The following is an 18,374-nucleotide window of genomic DNA, read 5'->3' on the forward strand; positions in this document are numbered from 1 at the left end:
CAGGATGAGTGATGAGCCAATGCGTGGGAGCGGGCTTGTCCCGCGATTGCATCATCGCGGGGCAGGTCCGCTCCCACGCCACCTGTGTCGTTCAGGTAATAGGGGCTGGGTTGAACAAGGTGATGTCGTTGTGCAGCCGGTGCTGTTCGGCCCAGGTCTGCCTGCGGCCGCTGGCCACGTCCAGGTAGTAATGGAACAGCTCCCAGCCCAGCTCCTCGATGCTCGCCCGGCCGCTGGCGATGCGCCCGGCGTCGATGTCGATGAGGTCCGGCCAGCGCTGGGCCAGCTCGCTGCGGGTGCACACCTTGACCACCGGCGCCATGGCCAGGCCATAGGGCGTGCCGCGACCAGTGGTGAACACGTGCAGGTTCATCCCGGCCGCCAGTTGCAAGGTGCCGCAGACGAAGTCGCTGGCCGGGGTGGCGCAGAAGATCAGGCCCTTGCGCGTTACCCGCTCGCCGGGCCCGAGTACGCCCTGGATCGCGCCGCTGCCGGACTTGACGATCGAGCCCAGGGCTTTTTCGACGATGTTTGACAAGCCACCTTTCTTGTTGCCCGGCGTGGTGTTGGCGCTGCGATCGGCGGCGCCCTGCTGCAGGTAGCGGTCGTACCAGTCCATTTCGCGCACCAATGCTTCGGCGACCTCCGGCGTTTCGGCGCGGGAGGTGAGCATGTAGATGGCGTCGCGCACCTCGGTAACTTCAGAGAACAGCACCGTCGCGCCGGCGCGCACCAGCAGGTCGGCGGCATAGCCCAGCGCCGGGTTGGCGGTGATGCCGGAGAAGGCGTCGCTGCCGCCGCACTGCATGCCGAGGATCAGTTCGCTGGCCGGCACGCTCTCGCGACGGCGCTGGTCGAGCTTTTTCAGGCGGGTCTCGGCCAGGGCCATGATCTGCTCGATCATCTCGCCGAAGCCCAAGGTTGCATCCTGCAGGCGGTACAGCCACGGCTCGCTGAGGTCCACGGACGGATCGCCGTCGTGCATCACCTGGCCGGCCTGGAGTTTTTCGCAGCCCAGGCTGATGACCAGCGCCTCGCCGCCAAGGTTGGGGTTGCGCGCCAGGTTGCGCACGGTGCGGATCGGGATGTAGGCGTCGCGGGCGTTGATCGCCACGCCGCAGCCGTAGCTGTGGGTGAGGGCGACCACATCGTCGACATTGGGGTAGCGGGGCAGCAGTTCGGCGCGGATACGCTTGACCGCATGGTCGAGCACGCCGGTCACGCACTGCACGGTGGTGGTGATGCCGAGGATATTGCGGGTGCCGACGCTGCCGTCGGCGTTGCGGTAGCCCTCGAAGGTGAAGCCGTCGAGTGGCGGCAGGGGGGCGGGTACGGCGTCGCAGCGTGGCAGGCTGGCAAGCTCGGGCGCGGCCGGCATCGCCAGTTGATCTTCCTTGACCCAACTGCCCTGGCGCAGGTCTGCCAGGGCATGGCCGATGACCTGGCCATAGCGGCGCACCGCCTCGCCCTTGCGGATGTCCACGGTGGCGACCTTGTGGCTCTGCGGCACGCTCTCGACCAGGGTCAGGCCATCGGCAAAGCGCGCGCCTTCGCCCAGGCCGCCGTCGTTGACCACCACCACGACGTTGTCGTCGGGGTGCAGGCGCACGTAGCGGGGCGACTCGGAATGTTCGATCAGCTGCATGGTTCAGGCCCTTCTTGTCTTGTCTCTCAGGCGTGGTGCTGTCGCCGGCGCCGTTGGGCGCCGACGTGTCCGGCTTACTGGCGGGCCAGTTCCGCATCGGGCGCAGGTTCGTGCTTGGGCGGCTCCTTGAGCTCGATGCGCTTGATCGGGCCGACGATCACCAGGTAGCTGAACACCGCCACCAGGGCGTTGGCGCCCACATACATCAGAGCCCATTTGAACGAACCGGTGGCGCTGATGATGTAGCCGATGACGATCGGCGTGGTGATCGAGGCGATGTTGCCGAAGGTGTTGAACAGCCCGCCCGACAGGCCGGCGATCTGCTTGGGCGAGGTGTCGGCGACCACCGCCCAGCCCAGGGCGCCGATGCCCTTGCCGAAGAACGCCAGGGTCATGAAGCCGACCACCATCCATTCGGCCTCGACGTAGTTGCAGAACACCATGGTGGTCGACAGCAGCAGGCCGCAGACGATTGGCAGCTTGCGCGAGAAGGTCAGCGAGTTGCCGCGGCGCAGCAGCCAGTCCGATAGCACCCCGCCGAGTACCCCGCCGATGAAGCCGCATACCGCCGGCAGCGAAGCGATGAAGCCGGCCTTGAGGATGGTCATGCCGCGCTCCTGTACCAGGTACACCGGGAACCAGGTGAGGAAGAAGTAGGTGATGGCGTTGATGCAGTACTGGCCGAGGTAGACGCCCAGCAGCATGCGGCTGGTCAGCAGCTGCTTGATGTAGCCCCATTTCGGGCCGTCGCCGCCGCGTTTCTGGTCCATGTCCACCAGGCCGCCGTGCTGTTCGATATGGTCGAGTTCGGCCTGGCCTATGCGTGGGTGCTGGCGCGGGTTGTAGATAGTCTTCATCCACACCGCCGAGAACACGATACCCAGTACGCCCATGACCACGAACACATGTTCCCAGCCGAAGGTGAAGACGATCCAGCCCATGATCGGGGCGAACAGCGCGGTGGCGAAGTACTGCGCCGAGTTGAAGATCGCCGAGGCGGTGCCGCGCTCCTGGGTGGGGAACCAGGCCGCGACGATCCGCGCGTTGCCGGGGAACGACGGCGCTTCGGCGAAGCCGACCAGGAAGCGCAGGGTGAACAGCGTGACCACCGCCCAGGCCACCGGCAGCCCGCCGACGAAGCCCTGCAGCAGGGTGAACAGCGACCAGGTGAAGATGCTGAAGGCGTAGACGTTCTTCGAGCCGAAGCGGTCGAGCAGCCAGCCGCCGGGGATCTGCCCGGCCACGTAGGCCCAGCCGAAGGCGGAGAAGATGTAGCCGAGGGTGACCGCGTCGATGCCCAGGTCTTTCTGCAGGCTGGAGCCGGCGATGGCGATGGTGGCGCGGTCGGCGTAGTTGATGGTGGTCACCAGGAACAGCATCAACAGGATCAGGTAGCGTACATGCGTCTTTTGCGTCGCTTGCATGCTGGTTACTCCCACTCGTTATTTTTATACGGGGATTGGTTGTAGGCCGGAGCGGGGCGTCCCTGCTCCGGCGGCGGCTTTGGCAGGCCGCGGGGTGCTCGCTTATTGCGGGCCCATCTTGTCCATCAGCGCCGCGAGCATCTCGTACTCCTGCGCGGTGAGGTCGGTCAGCGGCGTGCGCACGGGGCCCGCGTCATGACCGGCGAGCTTCGCCCCGGCCTTGACGATGCTCACGGCGTAACCGGCCTTGCGGTTGCGGATGTCCAGGTACGGCAGGAAGAAGTCGTCGATCAGCTTGGCCACGGTGGCGTGATCGTCGCGGGCGATGGCGTGGTAGAAGTCCATCGCGGTCTTGGGCACGAAGTTGAACACCGCCGACGAATACACCGGCACTCCGAGCGCCTTGTACGCCGCAGCATACACCTCGGCGGTGGGCAGGCCACCCAGGTAGCTGAAACGATCGCCCAGGCGGCGACGAATCGACACCATCAGCTCAATGTCGCCCAGGCCGTCTTTGTAGCCGATCAGGTTCGGGCAGCGCTCGGCCAAGCGTTCCAGCAGGTCGGCGTTCAGCCGGCAGACGTTGCGGTTGTAGACCACCACGCCGATGTTCACCGCCTTGCACACCGCCTCGACATGGGCGGCGACGCCGTCCTGGCTGGCTTCGGTGAGGTAGTGGGGCAGCAGCAGCAGGCCCTTGGCGCCCAGGCGTTCAGCCTCTTTGGCGTATTCGATGGCCTGGCGGGTCGAGCCACCGACGCCGGCGAGGATCGGTACCGAGGTGGCGCAGGTGTCGACGGCGGTCTTGATCACCTGGCTGTACTCGCTGGCGGCCAGGGAGAAGAACTCGCCAGTGCCACCGGCGGCGAACAGCGCGCTTGCGCCATACGGGGCGAGCCATTCCAGGCGTTTGACATAGCCTGCGGGGTTGAAGTCGCCGGCCGCGTCGAAGTCGGTGACGGGGAACGACAGCAGGCCGTGGGAGAGGATGGATTGCAGTTCTTGTGGATTCATTGTTGTAGGCATCCTGTGGCGCTTGGAAGGAGGGGTACCAAGGTGAGAGGTAAGTTATCGTACAACTTGTTCTATGACTAGCCCTGTTCATGGATTTTCTGCGGGGGTACTGATCAGATCTGGCCTTAGCGCGTGGGGCAGCCCGCGCCTATAGTCATGAGGTGACAGGTCTGCCGGGCTGCGGGAGCGGGCTTGCGCTGCGATAGGGGCGGCAAGACGACACGAGACCTTACGAGTCATCGTATCTCTATGAGGGAGAGAGGAAAAAAGATCGCGGAGACAGGCACAAGCCCGCCGCCCGCTTCCACGGGAGATGTTCTGGGACCAGCAGAGGGTGACCGTGGGAAACGGGGGCGACCTTGCGCCGCCCCGCGATCAAAGCTAACGAAGCTTCAGAGGGTCAGGCGGCCTGGTTGCGCTTGACCTGGGACTTGCGGACCTGGGCGCGGCAGGCGTCGCCGAAGGCCTGGAACATCTTGATCGAATCGGGGTTCTTCGCCGCCTGCCACTCCGGGTGCCATTGCACCGCGAACAGGAAGGGCGAGATGCTCGGGGCGTGGATCGCCTCGACCAGGCCATCCTCGGCATGGGCGATCGGCTCGATGCCGGCGCCCAGGTTGCGCAGGCCCTGGCCGTGCAGCGAGTTGACGCGAATTTCGTCGCTGCCGAGGGTGTCGCGCAGCCAGCTGCCCGGCTTGATCTTCACGCCGTGCACCTGGGCGTACTGGACCTCGACCGGATCTTCGGGGTTTTCCCGGTGGTCGTTGAAGCCTGGCTCGGCGTAGACCTTCTGGTAGATGTCGCCACCGAGGGCCACGTTGATTTCCTGCATGCCGCGGCAGATGCCGAAGATCGGCAGGCCACGCTTGATCGCCGCCTTGACCAGCGGGATGTCGAACAGGTCGCGGTCCTTGTCCTGGCCCTTGCCGGGCGTCTGGTTGTCCTGGCCGTAGAGGGCCGGGTCGATGTTGCTGCCGGCACCGGTCAGGTACACGCCGTCGGCCATGTCCAGGTAGGTCTCGAGGTCTTCAACGCCGCAGCAGGTGGGCACCAGGACCGGAACACAACCGGAGAACTCGACCAGCGGGGAGATGTATTTGTGTGTCATGACCTGATAGTCATGGCCTTTGCGCTCTTGGCTGCCCATGGTCATGAGGACGACGGGTTTGCGCAGGGAAGGTTGCTTGTTGCCAATGTTGCTGTTGGACATATGTCACCTTGAGACAGGTCATGCCTGTCGTTGTTGTGCAGGCGCACGGCCGGAGCCTTGAGTGCTGCCTGAAGCCCCGAGCACTGCCGGCTCGCCCTGCAGGCGATGTCGGTCGGGGCCTGACTCATAGCTTGCCAGAGCCGTTCGATATGTCAAACGAGTGACGAACCCTCAAGCCGCCATTTTTCGGGGGCTGTAGGCGGTCGGAGCCTTGGGCGACAAGGGTTTGGCGCAAGCTAGGTCAATAATATTTAACGACGCAGTCGGCTCTTTGCACCAATGCAATGTCATGCAGGCATGTTCCGCAAAATCATTACGCCCAGCCCAGCCCAGCCCAGCCCAGCTTTTGCCTTTGCCTTTGCCCTTGCTGTTGCTTCTAAGCGCGCGATAGTTCAGGCGACACAAATTGCGACTTCAAGAGGCCGAACGGAGGGCTTGCGCAGGGAGGTGACGGGCATGGATGCCCGTCAAGCGCCGATCAGGCCATGGATGGCCCGTCGGCGCGTCCTCCAGGAGCAAGCCCGGAGTGAGGGGACCCCGGAGCGAAGCGTAGGGGCCGTATGAACGGAGCCGAACGGTTTTGCCTCCTTTTCCCAAGAGAAAAGGAGGTCGCCGTAAAGGCGAAAAGGTGAGTATGCGTCGACATGGCGAATGAATGCGTATATAACTTTCAAAACACACGCTGTGTAAGTCAAAGTCAAAGTCAAATGCGATCGGCGTGGGTTTTCACAGTTTTAAGCGCATTCATTTGCTATAATGACGCATAGTCACGGCGGCGGCAAAAACTGAGTGCAACACCTGACCTTTCCGGTACGGTGCTGCCACTATGTCTTATACCGAACTCAGCGTTGAAGAGCGCGCCACCATTCAAATCGGTCGTACTCAAGGCTTCAGCCTGCGTAGGATTGCCTGCTTGATCAACCGATCCCCTTCGACCATCAGCCGGGAGCTGCGCCGCAATCGAGATGTCTGTGGCGGCTACTCGGCCCACGCGGCCCAGCAGCAGATGCAGGCTCGCCGCCAGGTGTGTCGACCGAAGCGAAAGCTGTTGCCGGGTGGTGAGCGCTTCGAGTTGGTGGCGCATATGCTCCGTGAGCGTTTGTCTCCCGAGCAGATTGCCGGCAAGCTGCGCAGCATGAACATTCCCAGCCTCAGAGATGCCTACGTCTGTCGCGAGACGATCTATAACGCGATCTATGCCCTGCCGGTCGGTGAACTGCGCAAGGAGCTGATCATCTGCCTGCGGCAAAGCAAGACGACACGCCGACCGCGCTCTGGTGGTGTGGATCGGCGCGGCCAGATCCCCGAGATGGTCAGTATTCATGTGCGCCCGCCGGAGATTGAAGACAGGCAGATGCCGGGGCATTGGGAAGGCGACCTCATCAAGGGTAAGGCCAACGCCTCGTCCGTCGGTACGCTGGTGGAACGCACCAGTGGCTACCTGATGCTGGTAAAGATGAACGACGCGACGGCGACTTCGGCGCTGGAAGGCTTCAGCGCCGCGCTCAATGGCATGCCGCTGGAGATGCGAAAGAGCATGACTTACGACCAGGGCCGGGAGATGGCGCGACACGCCGAGATCACCCAAAGAACCGGCGTGGCGATCTACTTCTGCGACCCGCACAGCCCTTGGCAGCGCGGTAGCAACGAAAACATCAATGGCCTGATCCGCCAGTACCTGCCCAAAGGCACAGACCTGTCGGTACACAGCCAGGAAGAACTGAATGCCATCGCACTGCAACTGAACATGCGTCCGCGTAAGCGCTTCGACTTCAAATGCCCAATCGAAGTTATGGGCGAGGTGATGCAGAAGGCCATGGCTATGCGGCATGATGCTCCAGTTTCAATTCAATGACCGTGTTGCACTCAGCTCCTGCAACCGCCCACCTTTTCGCCAACGGCGAGTCACTTTTTGTCAAACGCGACAAAAAGTAACCAAAAAACGCTGCGCTCCATTCATCCGGCCCTCCGCTTCGCTCCGGGTTCCCTCACTCCGGCCTTGCTCCCGGGAGGACCGCGCTGAACGCCCCATCCTGGGGCGCAGCGCTTGACGGGCATCCATGCCCGTCACCTCCCTCCGCAAGACCTGCGTTCGGCCTCCTGAAGTCGCGAAGTTACGGGTGGCGCCTGGACTAACGCAGCTAGTCGCTAGTTGCCAGCGTGGGAACTCTAGATCAACATCGCGGGGCAAGCCCGCTCCCAAAATAGTTTGACTACGTGATTCAACGTGGGAGCGGGCTTGCCCCGCGATAGCGTAATGAAGAACAACATATCAGCCACCAACAAAACCAACATATCTGCTCTTGATCTGCTCTTGATCTGCTCTTGATCTGCTCCTGATCTGCTTTTGATTTTGCTTCTAAGTGCGCGATAGTTCAGGCGCCACCAATTGCGACTTCAGGAGGCCGAGTGGAGTTCTTGCGTAGTGGGGCGACGGCCATGGATGGCCGTCGAGCGCTGCGCCCCAGGATGGGGCGTACAGCGCGGTACCCACGGGAGCAAGAACGGAGCGAGGGAACCCCGTAGCGAAGCGTAGGGGCCGTATGAACGGAGCCGAACGGTTTTGCCTACTTTTGTCAAGACAAAAGTAGGTCGCCGTAAGGGCGAAAAGGTGGGCGGTTGCAGGAGCTGAGTGCAACACGGTCATTGAATTGAAACTGGAGCATCATGCCGCATAGCCATGGCCTTCTGCATCACCTCGCCCATAACTTCGATTGGGCATTTGAAGTCGAAGCGCTTACGCGGACGCATGTTCAGTTGCAGTGCGATGGCATTCAGTTCTTCCTGGCTGTGTACCGACAGGTCTGTGCCTTTGGGCAGGTACTGGCGGATCAGGCCATTGATGTTTTCGTTGCTACCGCGCTGCCAAGGGCTGTGCGGGTCGCAGAAGTAGATCGCCACGCCGGTTCTTTGGGTGATCTCGGCGTGTCGCGCCATCTCCCGGCCCTGGTCGTAAGTCATGCTCTTTCGCATCTCCAGCGGCATGCCATTGAGCGCGGCGCTGAAGCCTTCCAGCGCCGAAGTCGCCGTCGCGTCGTTCATCTTTACCAGCATCAGGTAGCCACTGGTGCGTTCCACCAGCGTACCGACGGACGAGGCGTTGGCCTTACCCTTGATGAGGTCGCCTTCCCAATGCCCCGGCATCTGCCTGTCTTCAATCTCCGGCGGGCGCACATGAATACTGACCATCTCGGGGATCTGGCCGCGCCGATCCACACCACCAGAGCGCGGTCGGCGTGTCGTCTTGCTTTGCCGCAGGCAGATGATCAGCTCCTTGCGCAGTTCACCGACCGGCAGGGCATAGATCGCGTTATAGATCGTCTCGCGACAGACGTAGGCATCTCTGAGGCTGGGAATGTTCATGCTGCGCAGCTTGCCGGCAATCTGCTCGGGAGACAAACGCTCACGGAGCATATGCGCCACCAACTCGAAGCGCTCACCACCCGGCAACAGCTTTCGCTTCGGTCGACACACCTGGCGGCGAGCCTGCATCTGCTGCTGGGCCGCGTGGGCCGAGTAGCCGCCACAGACATCTCGATTGCGGCGCAGCTCCCGGCTGATGGTCGAAGGGGATCGGTTGATCAAGCAGGCAATCCTACGCAGGCTGAAGCCTTGAGTACGACCGATTTGAATGGTGGCGCGCTCTTCAACGCTGAGTTCGGTATAAGACATAGTGGCAGCACCGTACCGGAAAGGTCAGGTGTTGCACTCAGTTTTTGCCGCCGCCGTGACTAAATGTCGACATCTTCTACGAATGCGCAAACAAAAATCAAAACAATCACTTCCGACCCCGACCCCGACCCCGACCCCGACCCCGACCCCGACCCCGACCCCCTCGAAACCACCCCCTCTGATGAACCTTTCATGACAAAACTTCGGTAGCAATCCGCCACCCCCGTCAAAGCCATGGACACCAACAAGGCACCTGGCCATCAGGCCAATCAAGCCTTGAGAACCGGCCTGGGAGCGGGGCAATGGGCACTATGGAACGCTACACGAAAGTGGGAATGCAGGAGCTCGACCAGCGTCTGGCCAAGATCGTCGAGGCCGCCCGCAAGCAGCCCGTCTCGGTCTACCGCTACGGCGCCCCCTGGGTATGGATCGTCTCCCAGGACGACTGGCAGGGCGCCCTGCGCGAGGTGGCCAGCTGCGTGCCGCCCGGCCATTCGCTGGCGCTGCTCAAGCCGCGCATAGAGGCATTGCTGGACGCGCACCAGCCCGCGCTGGCGCTGCTGGCCGAGCAGCAGGGCATGATCATCGCCCCGCGCACGCTGATGCATGTGCTGCTCCTGCAGCTGCTGTATTCGGTGCCCAGCGAGAAGCAGCTCTACGAGCAGCTCAACTACAACCTGCTGTTCCGCTGGTTCACCGGTCTGGAGCTGAAATCGCGGGTGTGGAACTTCAGCCTGTTCAGCCATGACCTCGGCGTGCTGCTGGGCAGTGCCATGGCCGTTTCCCTGCTGCAGCGCATGGTCGACGAAGTGCTCGGCGCGAGCCTGCAGGCCATGCCCGAGTTCAGCCTCAACCTGGCCCTGTTGCACAGCTGGCTGGCCCGCCACCAAGGCCAGCCCGCAACCAGCGACAACCACTAGCAAACCAACGAATTCCTGGCGCTCAAGGGGGCGGTGTGGAGCATTTTTTCTTCAAGCGATGCGGCATGGGCGCAGGGGCGCTGCTGTGCCTGCTGGCGGTCGAGGTGGCCGCGGACGAGGCGCAGCGCCGGGTCGAGATCAATGAATACGTGGTGCGCGGCAACACCGTGCTCGACGCCCAGGCCATCGAAGAGGCGGTCTATCCCTACCTGGGGCCGGACAAGACCCTGGCTGACCTCGAAGGCGCCCGCGAGGCGTTGCAGAAAAGCTATCAGGCCCGGGGCTACCAGTCGGTGTTCGTCGAGCTGCCCGAGCAGAAGGTCGAAGGCGGCGTGGTCTACCTGCAGGTGAGCGAAACCAAGGTCGGCCGCGTGCGGGTGGTGGGCGCCAAGCATTATTCGCCGCTGGAGATCCGTGAACAGGTGCCGGCGTTGGAGGAGGGCAAGGTCCCCGATTTCGCCCAGGTACAGAACGAGCTGGCCACGCTCAACCGTGCCCCGGGGCGGCAGGTCATGCCGCTGGTGCGCGAAGGCCAGCGCCCGGGCACCATGGACGTCGACCTGCAGGTCGAGGACAAGCAACCCTGGAACCTGAGCCTGGGCTTGAACAACGACCACAGCGCCGACACCGAGAAGCTGCGCAGTGTCGTCAGCCTGGGCTACAACAACCTCTGGCAGGCCGGCCACAGCGTCTCGCTGACCTGGTTCACCGCGCCCCAGGACCGTGACAACGCCGAGGTCTGGTCCGGGTCCTACGCCGCGCCGCTGAGCGAGCGCTGGACCGTGCAGTTCTCCGGCTACCACTCCGACAGCAATGTCGCCACGGTGGGCGGCACCAATGTGCTGGGCAAGGGCCATTCCTACGGTGTTTCGGCGATCTACAACCTGCCGGGCGTCGGCGCCTGGGCCAACGCCCTGTCGATCGGCGTGGACTTCAAGGACTTCGACGAACAGGTCGGCCTGGGTGGCAGCAGCGACAAGGTCCCGCTCAAGTACGCCCCGATCACCTTGGGCTATACCGGCTACCGCTTCACCGAACAGGACCAGCTGAGCCTCGGCCTGAGCCTCGGCCTGAGCCTGGTGGCCGGGACGCGCAGCCTGCTGGGCTATGGCAGCGACGATACCGAGTTCGATTACAAGCGCTACCGCGCCGACTCCAGCTTCGCCGCGCTCAAGGGCGACGGCAGCTACACCTTCGACTTCGCCGGCGCCTGGCAGAGCGCTTCCAAGCTGGCGTTCCAGCTGGCCTCGGGGCCGCTGGTGTCGAACGAGCAGTTCGCCGCCGGTGGCGCCACCTCGGTGCGCGGCTATCTCGCCGCCGAACGCACCGGGGACGACGGCCTGCTGTTCTCCCAGGAACTGCGCACCCCATCCATTGGCCGCTACGTCGGCAGCTACATCAGCGACTGGCGCTTCTACCTGTTCGCCGAGGGCGCCCAGTTGCGCCTGCAGGACGCACTGCCCGAACAGGATGACAGCTACAGCCTGGCCAGCGTCGGCGTCGGCACCCGCGCCACGCTCAACGACTGGTTGTCCGGCAGCCTCGACTGGGCCGTGCCGCTCAAGGACGGCCCCAACACCGACAAGAACGCTTCCCGCGTGCACTTCAGCGTGCAGGCGACTTTCTGAACGATTGACCTACTGACCGGCATCGGCCTGGAGACCTCTCATGCAACGCCTGATATTGACCTTGCTGCTGTGCCTGGGCTTCGCCCTGCCGGGCAGCGCCAGCGCCTGGTGGCAGGACGACTGGATGTACCGCAAGCAGATCGCCGTGGACACCACGCCCCAGGGCGCCGGCCTGACCCAGGCGCTGGGCCGCACCGCGCTGCTGGTGCGTCTGCACACCGGCAACTTCAGCTTCGACGGCGTCAGCGAAACCGGCGCGGACATCCGCTTCGTCGCTGCCGACGACAAGACCGTGCTCAACCATCATGTCGAGCAGTTCGATCCGCTGATGGGCATGGCGCTGATCTGGGTCGACGTACCCCGTATAGAAGCCGGCCAGCGCCAGGACCTGTGGATGTACTACGGCAACCCCAAGGCCCAGGCACCCGCCGGGCAGCCGAGCTTCGACGCCGACTACACCGCGCTCTACCACTTCGACGGTGCCACCGCCCGTGACGCCAGCCCTTATGGCAACCAGCTGCAAGGGCCGACGGTCAGCGTCGATGGTGTGATCGGCCGGGCCATCCAGCTCGGTGGCCAAGCCTTGCTACTGCCCGCCAGCGCCTCGCTGCAGCTGCCGGCGGGCGCGGCGTTCAGCTTCAGTACCTGGCTGCGCCAGGACCAGGCGGTGGGTGAGCAACTGCTGCTGGCGCGCCGCGAGGCCGGCCACAGCCTGCTGCTCGGCCTGGCCGAAGGCGTGCCCTTCATCGAGGTGGACGGCCAGCGCGCCGCGGCCAACCAGGCGCTCGGCGCCGGCCAATGGCAGCACCTGGCGCTGGTGGGCGAGGGCGGTAACCTCACGCTGCTGGTCGAAGGCCAGCCGGTCGCGCGACTGGCCGCGAGCCTGGCGGCCTTCAGCGGCGCCATCGGCATCGGTGGCGACCTGCCAGCGGCTGGGGGCGAGGCCGCCGGCCACTACGCGACCTTTGTCGGCGCCCTGGACGAGCTGCGTGTTTCCCGCGTCGCCCGCAGCCAGGCCAGCCTGCAGGCCGACGTGCTGGCCCAGGGTGCCGAGTCGCGCCTGGTGGTCTATGGCGTCGACGAGGAACAATCCGGTTTTGGCTTCGGCGGCCTGGGCTTCCTGCTCAAGGCGGTGCCGGTGGACGCCTGGGTGATCATCGCTGTCCTGGTGCTGATGATGGTGCAGTCGTGGGTGATCATGCTGCGCAAGCAGCGCACGCTCAATCGCGTCACCGCCGCCAATACGCGCTTTCGCGAGCGTTTCGCCACGGTCGGCACGCGCCTCGAGCAGTTCGCCGACGATCGCGAACTGCATGACCGGCTGACCGACTCCTCGCTGTGGCGCCTGTACCTGGTGGCGGTGCAGGAAATCCGCACCCGCCGCGCCCAGGGCGCCGACACCAGTGAAGTGTCCGCGGCCACCATCGAGGCCATTCGCTGCTCCATGGACGGCGTGCGCACCCGCGAGAACCAGGCGCTGTCCTCGAAACTGTCGACCCTGTCCAACGCCATCGCCGGCGGCCCCTACATCGGCCTGCTGGGCACGGTGCTGGGGATCATGGTGGTGTTCCTCGGCACCGCCATGGCCGGCGACGTCAACATCAATGCCATCGCCCCGGGCATGGCCGCGGCGCTGCTGGCCACCGCCATGGGCCTGTTCGTCGCCATCCCCGCGCTGTTCGGCTACAACCGCCTGACCACGCGCAACCGCGAAGTCAGTGCTGACATGCGGGTGTTCGTCGACGAGTTCATCACCCGCCTGGCCGAGCTGCACGGCGAGGGCCAGGCCGGTGAAGCGGCGCTGCGTCCGGCCGGGCGCAGCGTCAACCCGTCGATCCCGGCGTGAGGAGGCAGCCATGGCATCCGTGAACAACGCCCAAGACGACGACGCCGACGCCGCGGTCGACAGCATCAACATCACCCCGCTGGTGGATGTGCTGATGGTGGTGCTGGTGATGTTCATCCTCACCGCCACCGCGCAGGTCTCCGGGATCCAGGTGCAACTGCCCAAGGCCAGCGCCACGGTGTCGCTGGCCCAGCCCAAGACCAAGGCGATCTCGATCAACGATGCCGGCCAGGTATTCCTCGATGCCTATCCGGTGACGCTGCAGGAGCTGGAGGACCGCCTGCGCAGCGAAAAGGCGCGCAGCCCGGATTTCCCGTTGATCGTGCGCGGTGACGCGGGCGTGCAGTACCAGAAGGTGGTCGAGGTGCTCGACCTGCTGCGCCGTCTCGAACTGGCCCAGGTCGGGCTGGTCACCGGCAAGCCGAACCAGGGGTGAGGGCAGGCATGGAACCTAAAGCCAACTTCCGCCGCCTGCTGACCTGGGCCGTGCTCGCCGTCGCTGGCGCGGGCCTGGCCTGGCTGCTGTGGCAGTGGGCCAACGACATGGCCGGGGTGCGCCGCGAGGCGCCCAAGGTGCCGGCGATCATCCCGCTGCCGCCACCTCCACCGCCGCCTCCGCCCGAGCCGCCCAAGGAGCCCGAACCGCCGGTCGAGGAAAAGATCGTCGAGCCGCAGCCGGTGCCCGAGGCCGAGGAGGTCAAGCCCGCCGAGGACGCGCCGGACCCGGCCCAGGACCTGGCCGACCCCATGCAGATGGACGGCGACGCCCAAGCGGGCGGCGACAGCTTCAACGTCGGGGCCGGCAAGGGCGGCGGCATGGCCGGTGGCGGCGGTGGCGGCCTGGGCAGCGGCACCTACAGCCAGTACCTGGCCTATGCCTTCCAGCGCCTGCTGCGCGACAACCCCGAGCTGCGCAACCTGGTGTTCAACCTGCAGGCCGAAATCTGGCTCAGCGCCGCCGGCGAGATCACCCGGGTCGAGCTGCTGCGCGGCAGCGGCGAGCCGGAGGTGGACGCCCAGGTGCTCGCCGCCCTGCGCGGCGCCCGCGCCCTCGACCAGCGCCCGCCGGCCAATCTGACCTTGCCGGTGAAGATCGCCCTGCAGGGGCGCCGGCCATGAACAACGAAGCACGACTGACCCACAGGAGCTGCAAACCCATGAAGTGCCCAGTCAACCGATTGACCCTGGCGCTCGGCCTGCTGGCCGCCGCCACCGCGGTCGGTCCGGCCGTCGCCCACGCCGCGCCGTCGGAGAACGCGACCGTCAACCTGATCCGCCTGCTGGTGGAGCAGGGCGTGCTCAAGCAGGACAAAGCCGACGCGCTGATTGCCCAGGCCGAGCGCGAGGCCCAACAGGCGCGGGCTGTCAGCGCCGCGCCGATCGTCGCCCAGGCCCCCGCGGCCAACGGCGAAGTGCGCGTGCAGTATGTGCCGGCCATCGTCCGCCAGCAGATCCGCGACGAGATCAAGGCCGAGGTGATGAACACCGCCAAACAGGAAAACTGGGCAGCGCCCAACACCTTCCCCGACTGGGCCTCGCGCATCAGCTTCGACGGTGACCTGCGCCTGCGCTACGAATCGCGCGGCTACGCCGACGGCAACAGCAACGAGATCGTCGACTTCGCCAAGCTCAACGACAAGGGCCCGTACGACGTCAACGCCAACAGCGGCTCGAACCTGCCGCCGCTGCTCAACACCCGCGAGGACCGCGACAGCCTCCTGCGCCTGCGCGCGCGCTTCGGCCTCAAGGCCCAGCTGGCGGACAACTGGGTGGCCGGCATCCGCGTCGCCACCGGCTCCAACAACAACCCGGTGTCGACCACCCAGAACCTCGGTGGCGGCTTCGGCAAGAAGGACATCTGGCTCGACCAGGGCTATGTCACCTGGACGCCCAGCGAGCGGCTGACGTTGACCGGCGGGCGCATCGCCAATCCGTTCATGTCCACCGATATCCTCTATTCCCACGACCTCAACTTCGATGGCGTGGCGGCGATCTTCGACCAGCCGCTGAACCGCGACCTCAGCCTGTTCGGCACCGTCGGCGCGTTCCCTGTGCAGTACAGCGACGACAGCGCCAGCAGCAACGGCCTGGACAAGGAGGACAGCGACAACAAGTGGCTGTACGGCGCGCAGCTGGGCGCGAAATGGGCGCTCAACGACCATCACCGCCTCAAGGGCGCGATGGCCTACTACCGCTTCGACGACATCGCCGGCGAGCGCTCCAGCCCCTGCGCGCCCTGGGATGGCCAGCCGGCCTGCGACAGCGACGAAACCCGGCCGACCTTCATGCAGAAGGGCAACACGGTGTTCCTGCTGCGCGATATCACGCCCAATCCGGCCAACCCGGCGGCCACGCCGCAGCCGCAGTTCGTCGGCATCGCCTCGGAGTTCGAACTGCTCGACCTGAACCTGGTGTGGGACGCCGACCTGCCCCATGACTTCAAGCTGCGCAGCCAGGCCAACTACATCCACAACCTGGCCTACGACGAGGGCGACATGCGCAAGCGTTCGGCCGGCCAGCTGGCCAACAACATCGACGAGAACGGCAACATCAAGAGCGGCGGCGACGCCTGGATGTTGCAGTTCACCCTGGGCAACGCCCTGGACATGCGCAAGGCCGGCGACTGGAACCTGTTCGCCGGCTACAAGCGCATCGAGCCTGACGCGCTGCCGGACGGGTTCAACGACTCGAGCTTCCACCTCGGCGGCACCAACGCCAAGGGCTATTTCCTCGGTGGCAACTACGGCCTGGCCGACAACGTCTACGCTACAGCCCGTTGGTTGAGCAGCGAGGCAGTCTACGGCGCGCCGTTTGACATCGATGTGCTACAACTTGAAGTCAACACGCGGTTCTAGGGAAGGAGCACGGGCATGAACAAGGGAGTCTATCGCCATCGTTGCGCCTGGTTGATGCTGGCGCTGGGCGCAAGCCTGGCCGCCTCGGCGTCGGCCGAAACCCTCGAAGAGCGCCTGCGCACCCAGCTGCGCAGCACCACGCAACAGCTGCAGGCCCTGCAGAGCGAGCAGGCCCAGGCCAGCGCCGCCCGCCAGGCGGCGGAACAGCAACGCGACGCGGCCCTGAGCCAGGTGCGCGAGCTGACCGCGCAACTGGCCAGGGCGCGCGGCCAGAGCGAACAGCTCGCCGGCCAGCAGCAGGCCGTGCACAGCCAGGCCCAGGCGCTGGTGGCCAGCAGCAACGAACAACTGCACAAGTACAAGCAGGCCTATGACGAACTGCTGGGCATGGCGCGCGCCAAGGAAAGCGAGCGTGCCGGCCTGCAGGCACAACTGGCCGAGCGCGATGGCCAGGTGCAGCAGTGCCAGGCGCGCAACCAGCAGATGTACGGGGTGGCCAAGGAGATGCTGGCCGCCTTTGAGAAGGTCGATATCGCCGATGTGATGAAGATGCGCCAGCCCTTTGCCGGCTCGGCCCGGGTCCGCTTCGAGGAGCTGGCCCAGGCCTATGGCGACAGACTCTACGAAAGCCAGTTCGACGCCCCCACGGGCGTGACCCAGTGACGTTTTCTCAACGCAAGGAAGTAAGCACATGACCGAAGTCACCCTGATCGAAACCGTTAGCGCCGACTCCCTGACCAAGCTGCTGCAGGATGCCGGCTGCCGGGTCAATCGCACCGAGCAGAATGCCGTGGTGCAGTTGCTCAGCGCCAGCCAGGGCGTGGGTTACGCCGTACGTTTCGGCAACCGGGCGCTGAACCAGGAAGGCGAGTTCCTCGATTTCACCTTCAGTTGCGCGCTGCGTATCCAGGGCGAGCTGCCCGCGGGCCTGGCCGAGCGCTGGAACGCCACGCGGCGTTTCGCCCGCCTGTCGGTGCAGGGCGAGTTCCTGGTGATGGAGAAGGACGTGGTGGTCGCCGACGGCGTCAGCGAGAAACACCTGCTTGGCAGCCTGTTGCTGTGGGATCGCTTGCTGCAGGAGTTCATCGTCTACCTGCGCGACTACAGCCGCAATGTCGCCGAAACGGCGCCCGAGCAGGTGGCCAGCGATGCGGTGAGCGCTTCGTGACGGCGCGAACCCTGTGGGCCGGCGCTGGCGCGCTGGCCGTTGTCGCAGTGGCGGTCGCCCTGGCCTTGCGCCCGGGCGACCAGCCGGTGGCGGCGGCGCGCCCGGCTTCGCCCGCCACCCTGGTGGCCACCGACAACGGCCCGGTGCTGGCGCGCCTGGGCGAGCAACAGGTGGGCAGCGGCGAGCTCAAGGCGCTGTTCGCCCAGTTGCCCGAAGAGTCCCGCGCCAGCCTGCGCGGCGACCGGCCAGCACTGGAGGCCTGGATCCGCGCCCGCTTGGCGGAAAAGGCCCTGTACCAGCAGGCCGAGGCCCAAGGCTGGCTGCAGCGTCCGGAGATCCAGGTGCAGACCCGCGCGGCCACCGAGCAGATCGTCTTGCGCGACTACCTCGACTCGGTGAGCAAGGTACCCGACGACTACCCCACCGAAGCCGAGCTCAAGCAGGCCTACGAGGCAGGCAAGGCTGGTTTGCAACTGCCGGCACGCTATCGCCTGAGCCAGATCTTCCTGCGGGTGGAGAACCCCAAGGATGACGAGGCCGTGCGCAAGCAGGCCGTGGCCCTGGCCAAGCAGGCCCAGGCCGCGGATGCGGACTTTGGCGCATTGGCCCGCGAGCATTCGCAGGATGCCGGCACCGCCGCCAACGGCGGGGATACCGGCCTGCAGGCCTTGGCGCAACTGTTGCCGGAGGTGCGCGGGGTGTTGCCGAAACTCAAGGTGGGCAGCGTCAGCGAACCGGTGCAGAGCGCGGCGGGCTATCACATCATCAAGCTGGTGGAACAGCAGCCGGCCCGGGCGGCGACCTTCGACGAGGTGGCCCCGCGCCTGCGCCAGGTGCTGCGTGCCCAGCGCCAGGAGCAGGTGGCCAAGGCCTATGTCGAGGGCATGTTCGACACTGCCACCCTCAGCATCGACGGCGCGGCGCTCAACCAGGTGCTGGAAAGCAGCCGCTAGTCGCCTACAACCATGGAAGAAGCGGGCCTGCCAAGGCGG

At 65.3% G+C, this 18,374-nt stretch carries 15 protein-coding genes; 10 read left to right on the forward strand and 5 right to left on the reverse strand.

Annotated features, from left to right (window positions below; all coding sequences use genetic code 11):
* Positions 1-91: 91 nt before the first annotated feature.
* The 4 genes from garD to C3F42_RS00320 all read right to left on the reverse strand — a co-directional run bounded on the left by garD (position 92) and on the right by C3F42_RS00320 (position 5,293).
* Positions 92-1,645: a galactarate dehydratase gene (gene garD / locus C3F42_RS00305; RefSeq protein WP_104443766.1), complete on the reverse strand. Its 1,554-nt coding sequence runs from the start codon at positions 1,643-1,645 to the stop codon at positions 92-94.
* A 74-nt stretch (positions 1,646-1,719) separates the two neighbouring features.
* Complete coding sequence (locus C3F42_RS00310; RefSeq protein WP_104443767.1) at positions 1,720-3,069, reverse strand: MFS transporter; 1,350 nt, start codon at positions 3,067-3,069, stop codon at positions 1,720-1,722.
* A gap of 102 nt (positions 3,070-3,171) precedes the next feature.
* A complete protein-coding gene (gene kdgD / locus C3F42_RS00315) occupies positions 3,172-4,083 on the reverse strand; it encodes a 5-dehydro-4-deoxyglucarate dehydratase (RefSeq protein ID WP_038706239.1) in 912 nt (303 codons plus the stop codon).
* 400 nt (positions 4,084-4,483) lie between these two features.
* Positions 4,484-5,293: a gamma-glutamyl-gamma-aminobutyrate hydrolase family protein gene (locus C3F42_RS00320; RefSeq protein ID WP_046855389.1), complete on the reverse strand. Its 810-nt coding sequence runs from the start codon at positions 5,291-5,293 to the stop codon at positions 4,484-4,486.
* An 826-nt stretch (positions 5,294-6,119) separates the two neighbouring features.
* Between C3F42_RS00320 and C3F42_RS00330 the strand changes: the two genes are divergently transcribed.
* The gene (locus tag C3F42_RS00330; RefSeq protein WP_100774681.1) at positions 6,120-7,148 is read left to right on the forward strand and encodes an IS30 family transposase; all 1,029 of its coding nucleotides are present in this window, start codon (positions 6,120-6,122) and stop codon (positions 7,146-7,148) included.
* Between the two features lie 788 nt (positions 7,149-7,936).
* On the opposite strand, the gene C3F42_RS00335 is transcribed toward C3F42_RS00330, so the two are convergent.
* Positions 7,937-8,965, reverse strand: a complete 1,029-nt coding sequence (locus C3F42_RS00335; protein WP_100774681.1) for an IS30 family transposase — start codon at positions 8,963-8,965, stop codon at positions 7,937-7,939.
* 302 nt (positions 8,966-9,267) lie between these two features.
* On the opposite strand from C3F42_RS00335, the gene C3F42_RS00345 reads away from it, so the two are divergent.
* The 9 genes from C3F42_RS00345 (at position 9,268) to C3F42_RS00385 (ending at position 18,335) form a co-directional block, all read left to right on the forward strand.
* Positions 9,268-9,885 carry a transposase gene (locus C3F42_RS00345; RefSeq protein ID WP_177182957.1) on the forward strand — a complete coding sequence of 206 codons (618 nt, stop codon included), beginning with the start codon at positions 9,268-9,270 and terminating at the stop codon, positions 9,883-9,885.
* A 65-nt stretch (positions 9,886-9,950) separates the two neighbouring features.
* Positions 9,951-11,513, forward strand: a complete 1,563-nt coding sequence (locus C3F42_RS00350; RefSeq protein ID WP_256586319.1) for a ShlB/FhaC/HecB family hemolysin secretion/activation protein — start codon at positions 9,951-9,953, stop codon at positions 11,511-11,513.
* Between the two features lie 40 nt (positions 11,514-11,553).
* Positions 11,554-13,359 (forward strand): DUF2341 domain-containing protein, encoded by a 1,806-nt coding sequence (locus tag C3F42_RS00355; protein ID WP_094012580.1) that lies wholly within the window; start codon positions 11,554-11,556, stop codon positions 13,357-13,359.
* Positions 13,360-13,369: 10 nt separating this feature from the next.
* On the forward strand, positions 13,370-13,795 hold the full coding sequence (locus C3F42_RS00360; RefSeq protein WP_046855393.1) for a biopolymer transporter ExbD: 426 nt from the start codon (positions 13,370-13,372) through the stop codon (positions 13,793-13,795).
* An 8-nt stretch (positions 13,796-13,803) separates the two neighbouring features.
* Positions 13,804-14,478 carry an energy transducer TonB gene (locus C3F42_RS00365; protein WP_046855394.1) on the forward strand — a complete coding sequence of 225 codons (675 nt, stop codon included), beginning with the start codon at positions 13,804-13,806 and terminating at the stop codon, positions 14,476-14,478.
* Between the two features lie 38 nt (positions 14,479-14,516).
* Positions 14,517-16,214: a putative porin gene (locus C3F42_RS00370; RefSeq protein WP_046855395.1), complete on the forward strand. Its 1,698-nt coding sequence runs from the start codon at positions 14,517-14,519 to the stop codon at positions 16,212-16,214.
* 15 nt (positions 16,215-16,229) lie between these two features.
* On the forward strand, positions 16,230-16,877 hold the full coding sequence (locus C3F42_RS00375; protein WP_104443770.1) for a DNA repair protein: 648 nt from the start codon (positions 16,230-16,232) through the stop codon (positions 16,875-16,877).
* A 28-nt stretch (positions 16,878-16,905) separates the two neighbouring features.
* Positions 16,906-17,382 carry a YbjN domain-containing protein gene (locus tag C3F42_RS00380; protein ID WP_038706233.1) on the forward strand — a complete coding sequence of 159 codons (477 nt, stop codon included), beginning with the start codon at positions 16,906-16,908 and terminating at the stop codon, positions 17,380-17,382.
* Positions 17,379-18,335, forward strand: a complete 957-nt coding sequence (locus C3F42_RS00385) for a peptidylprolyl isomerase (RefSeq protein WP_104443771.1) — start codon at positions 17,379-17,381, stop codon at positions 18,333-18,335. Before C3F42_RS00380 ends, C3F42_RS00385 begins: the two co-directional genes overlap by 4 nt.
* Positions 18,336-18,374: the final 39 nt, after the last annotated feature.

The sequence above is a fragment of the Pseudomonas sp. PONIH3 genome (assembly GCF_002934345.1).
GTDB lineage: Bacteria > Pseudomonadota > Gammaproteobacteria > Pseudomonadales > Pseudomonadaceae > Aquipseudomonas > Aquipseudomonas soli.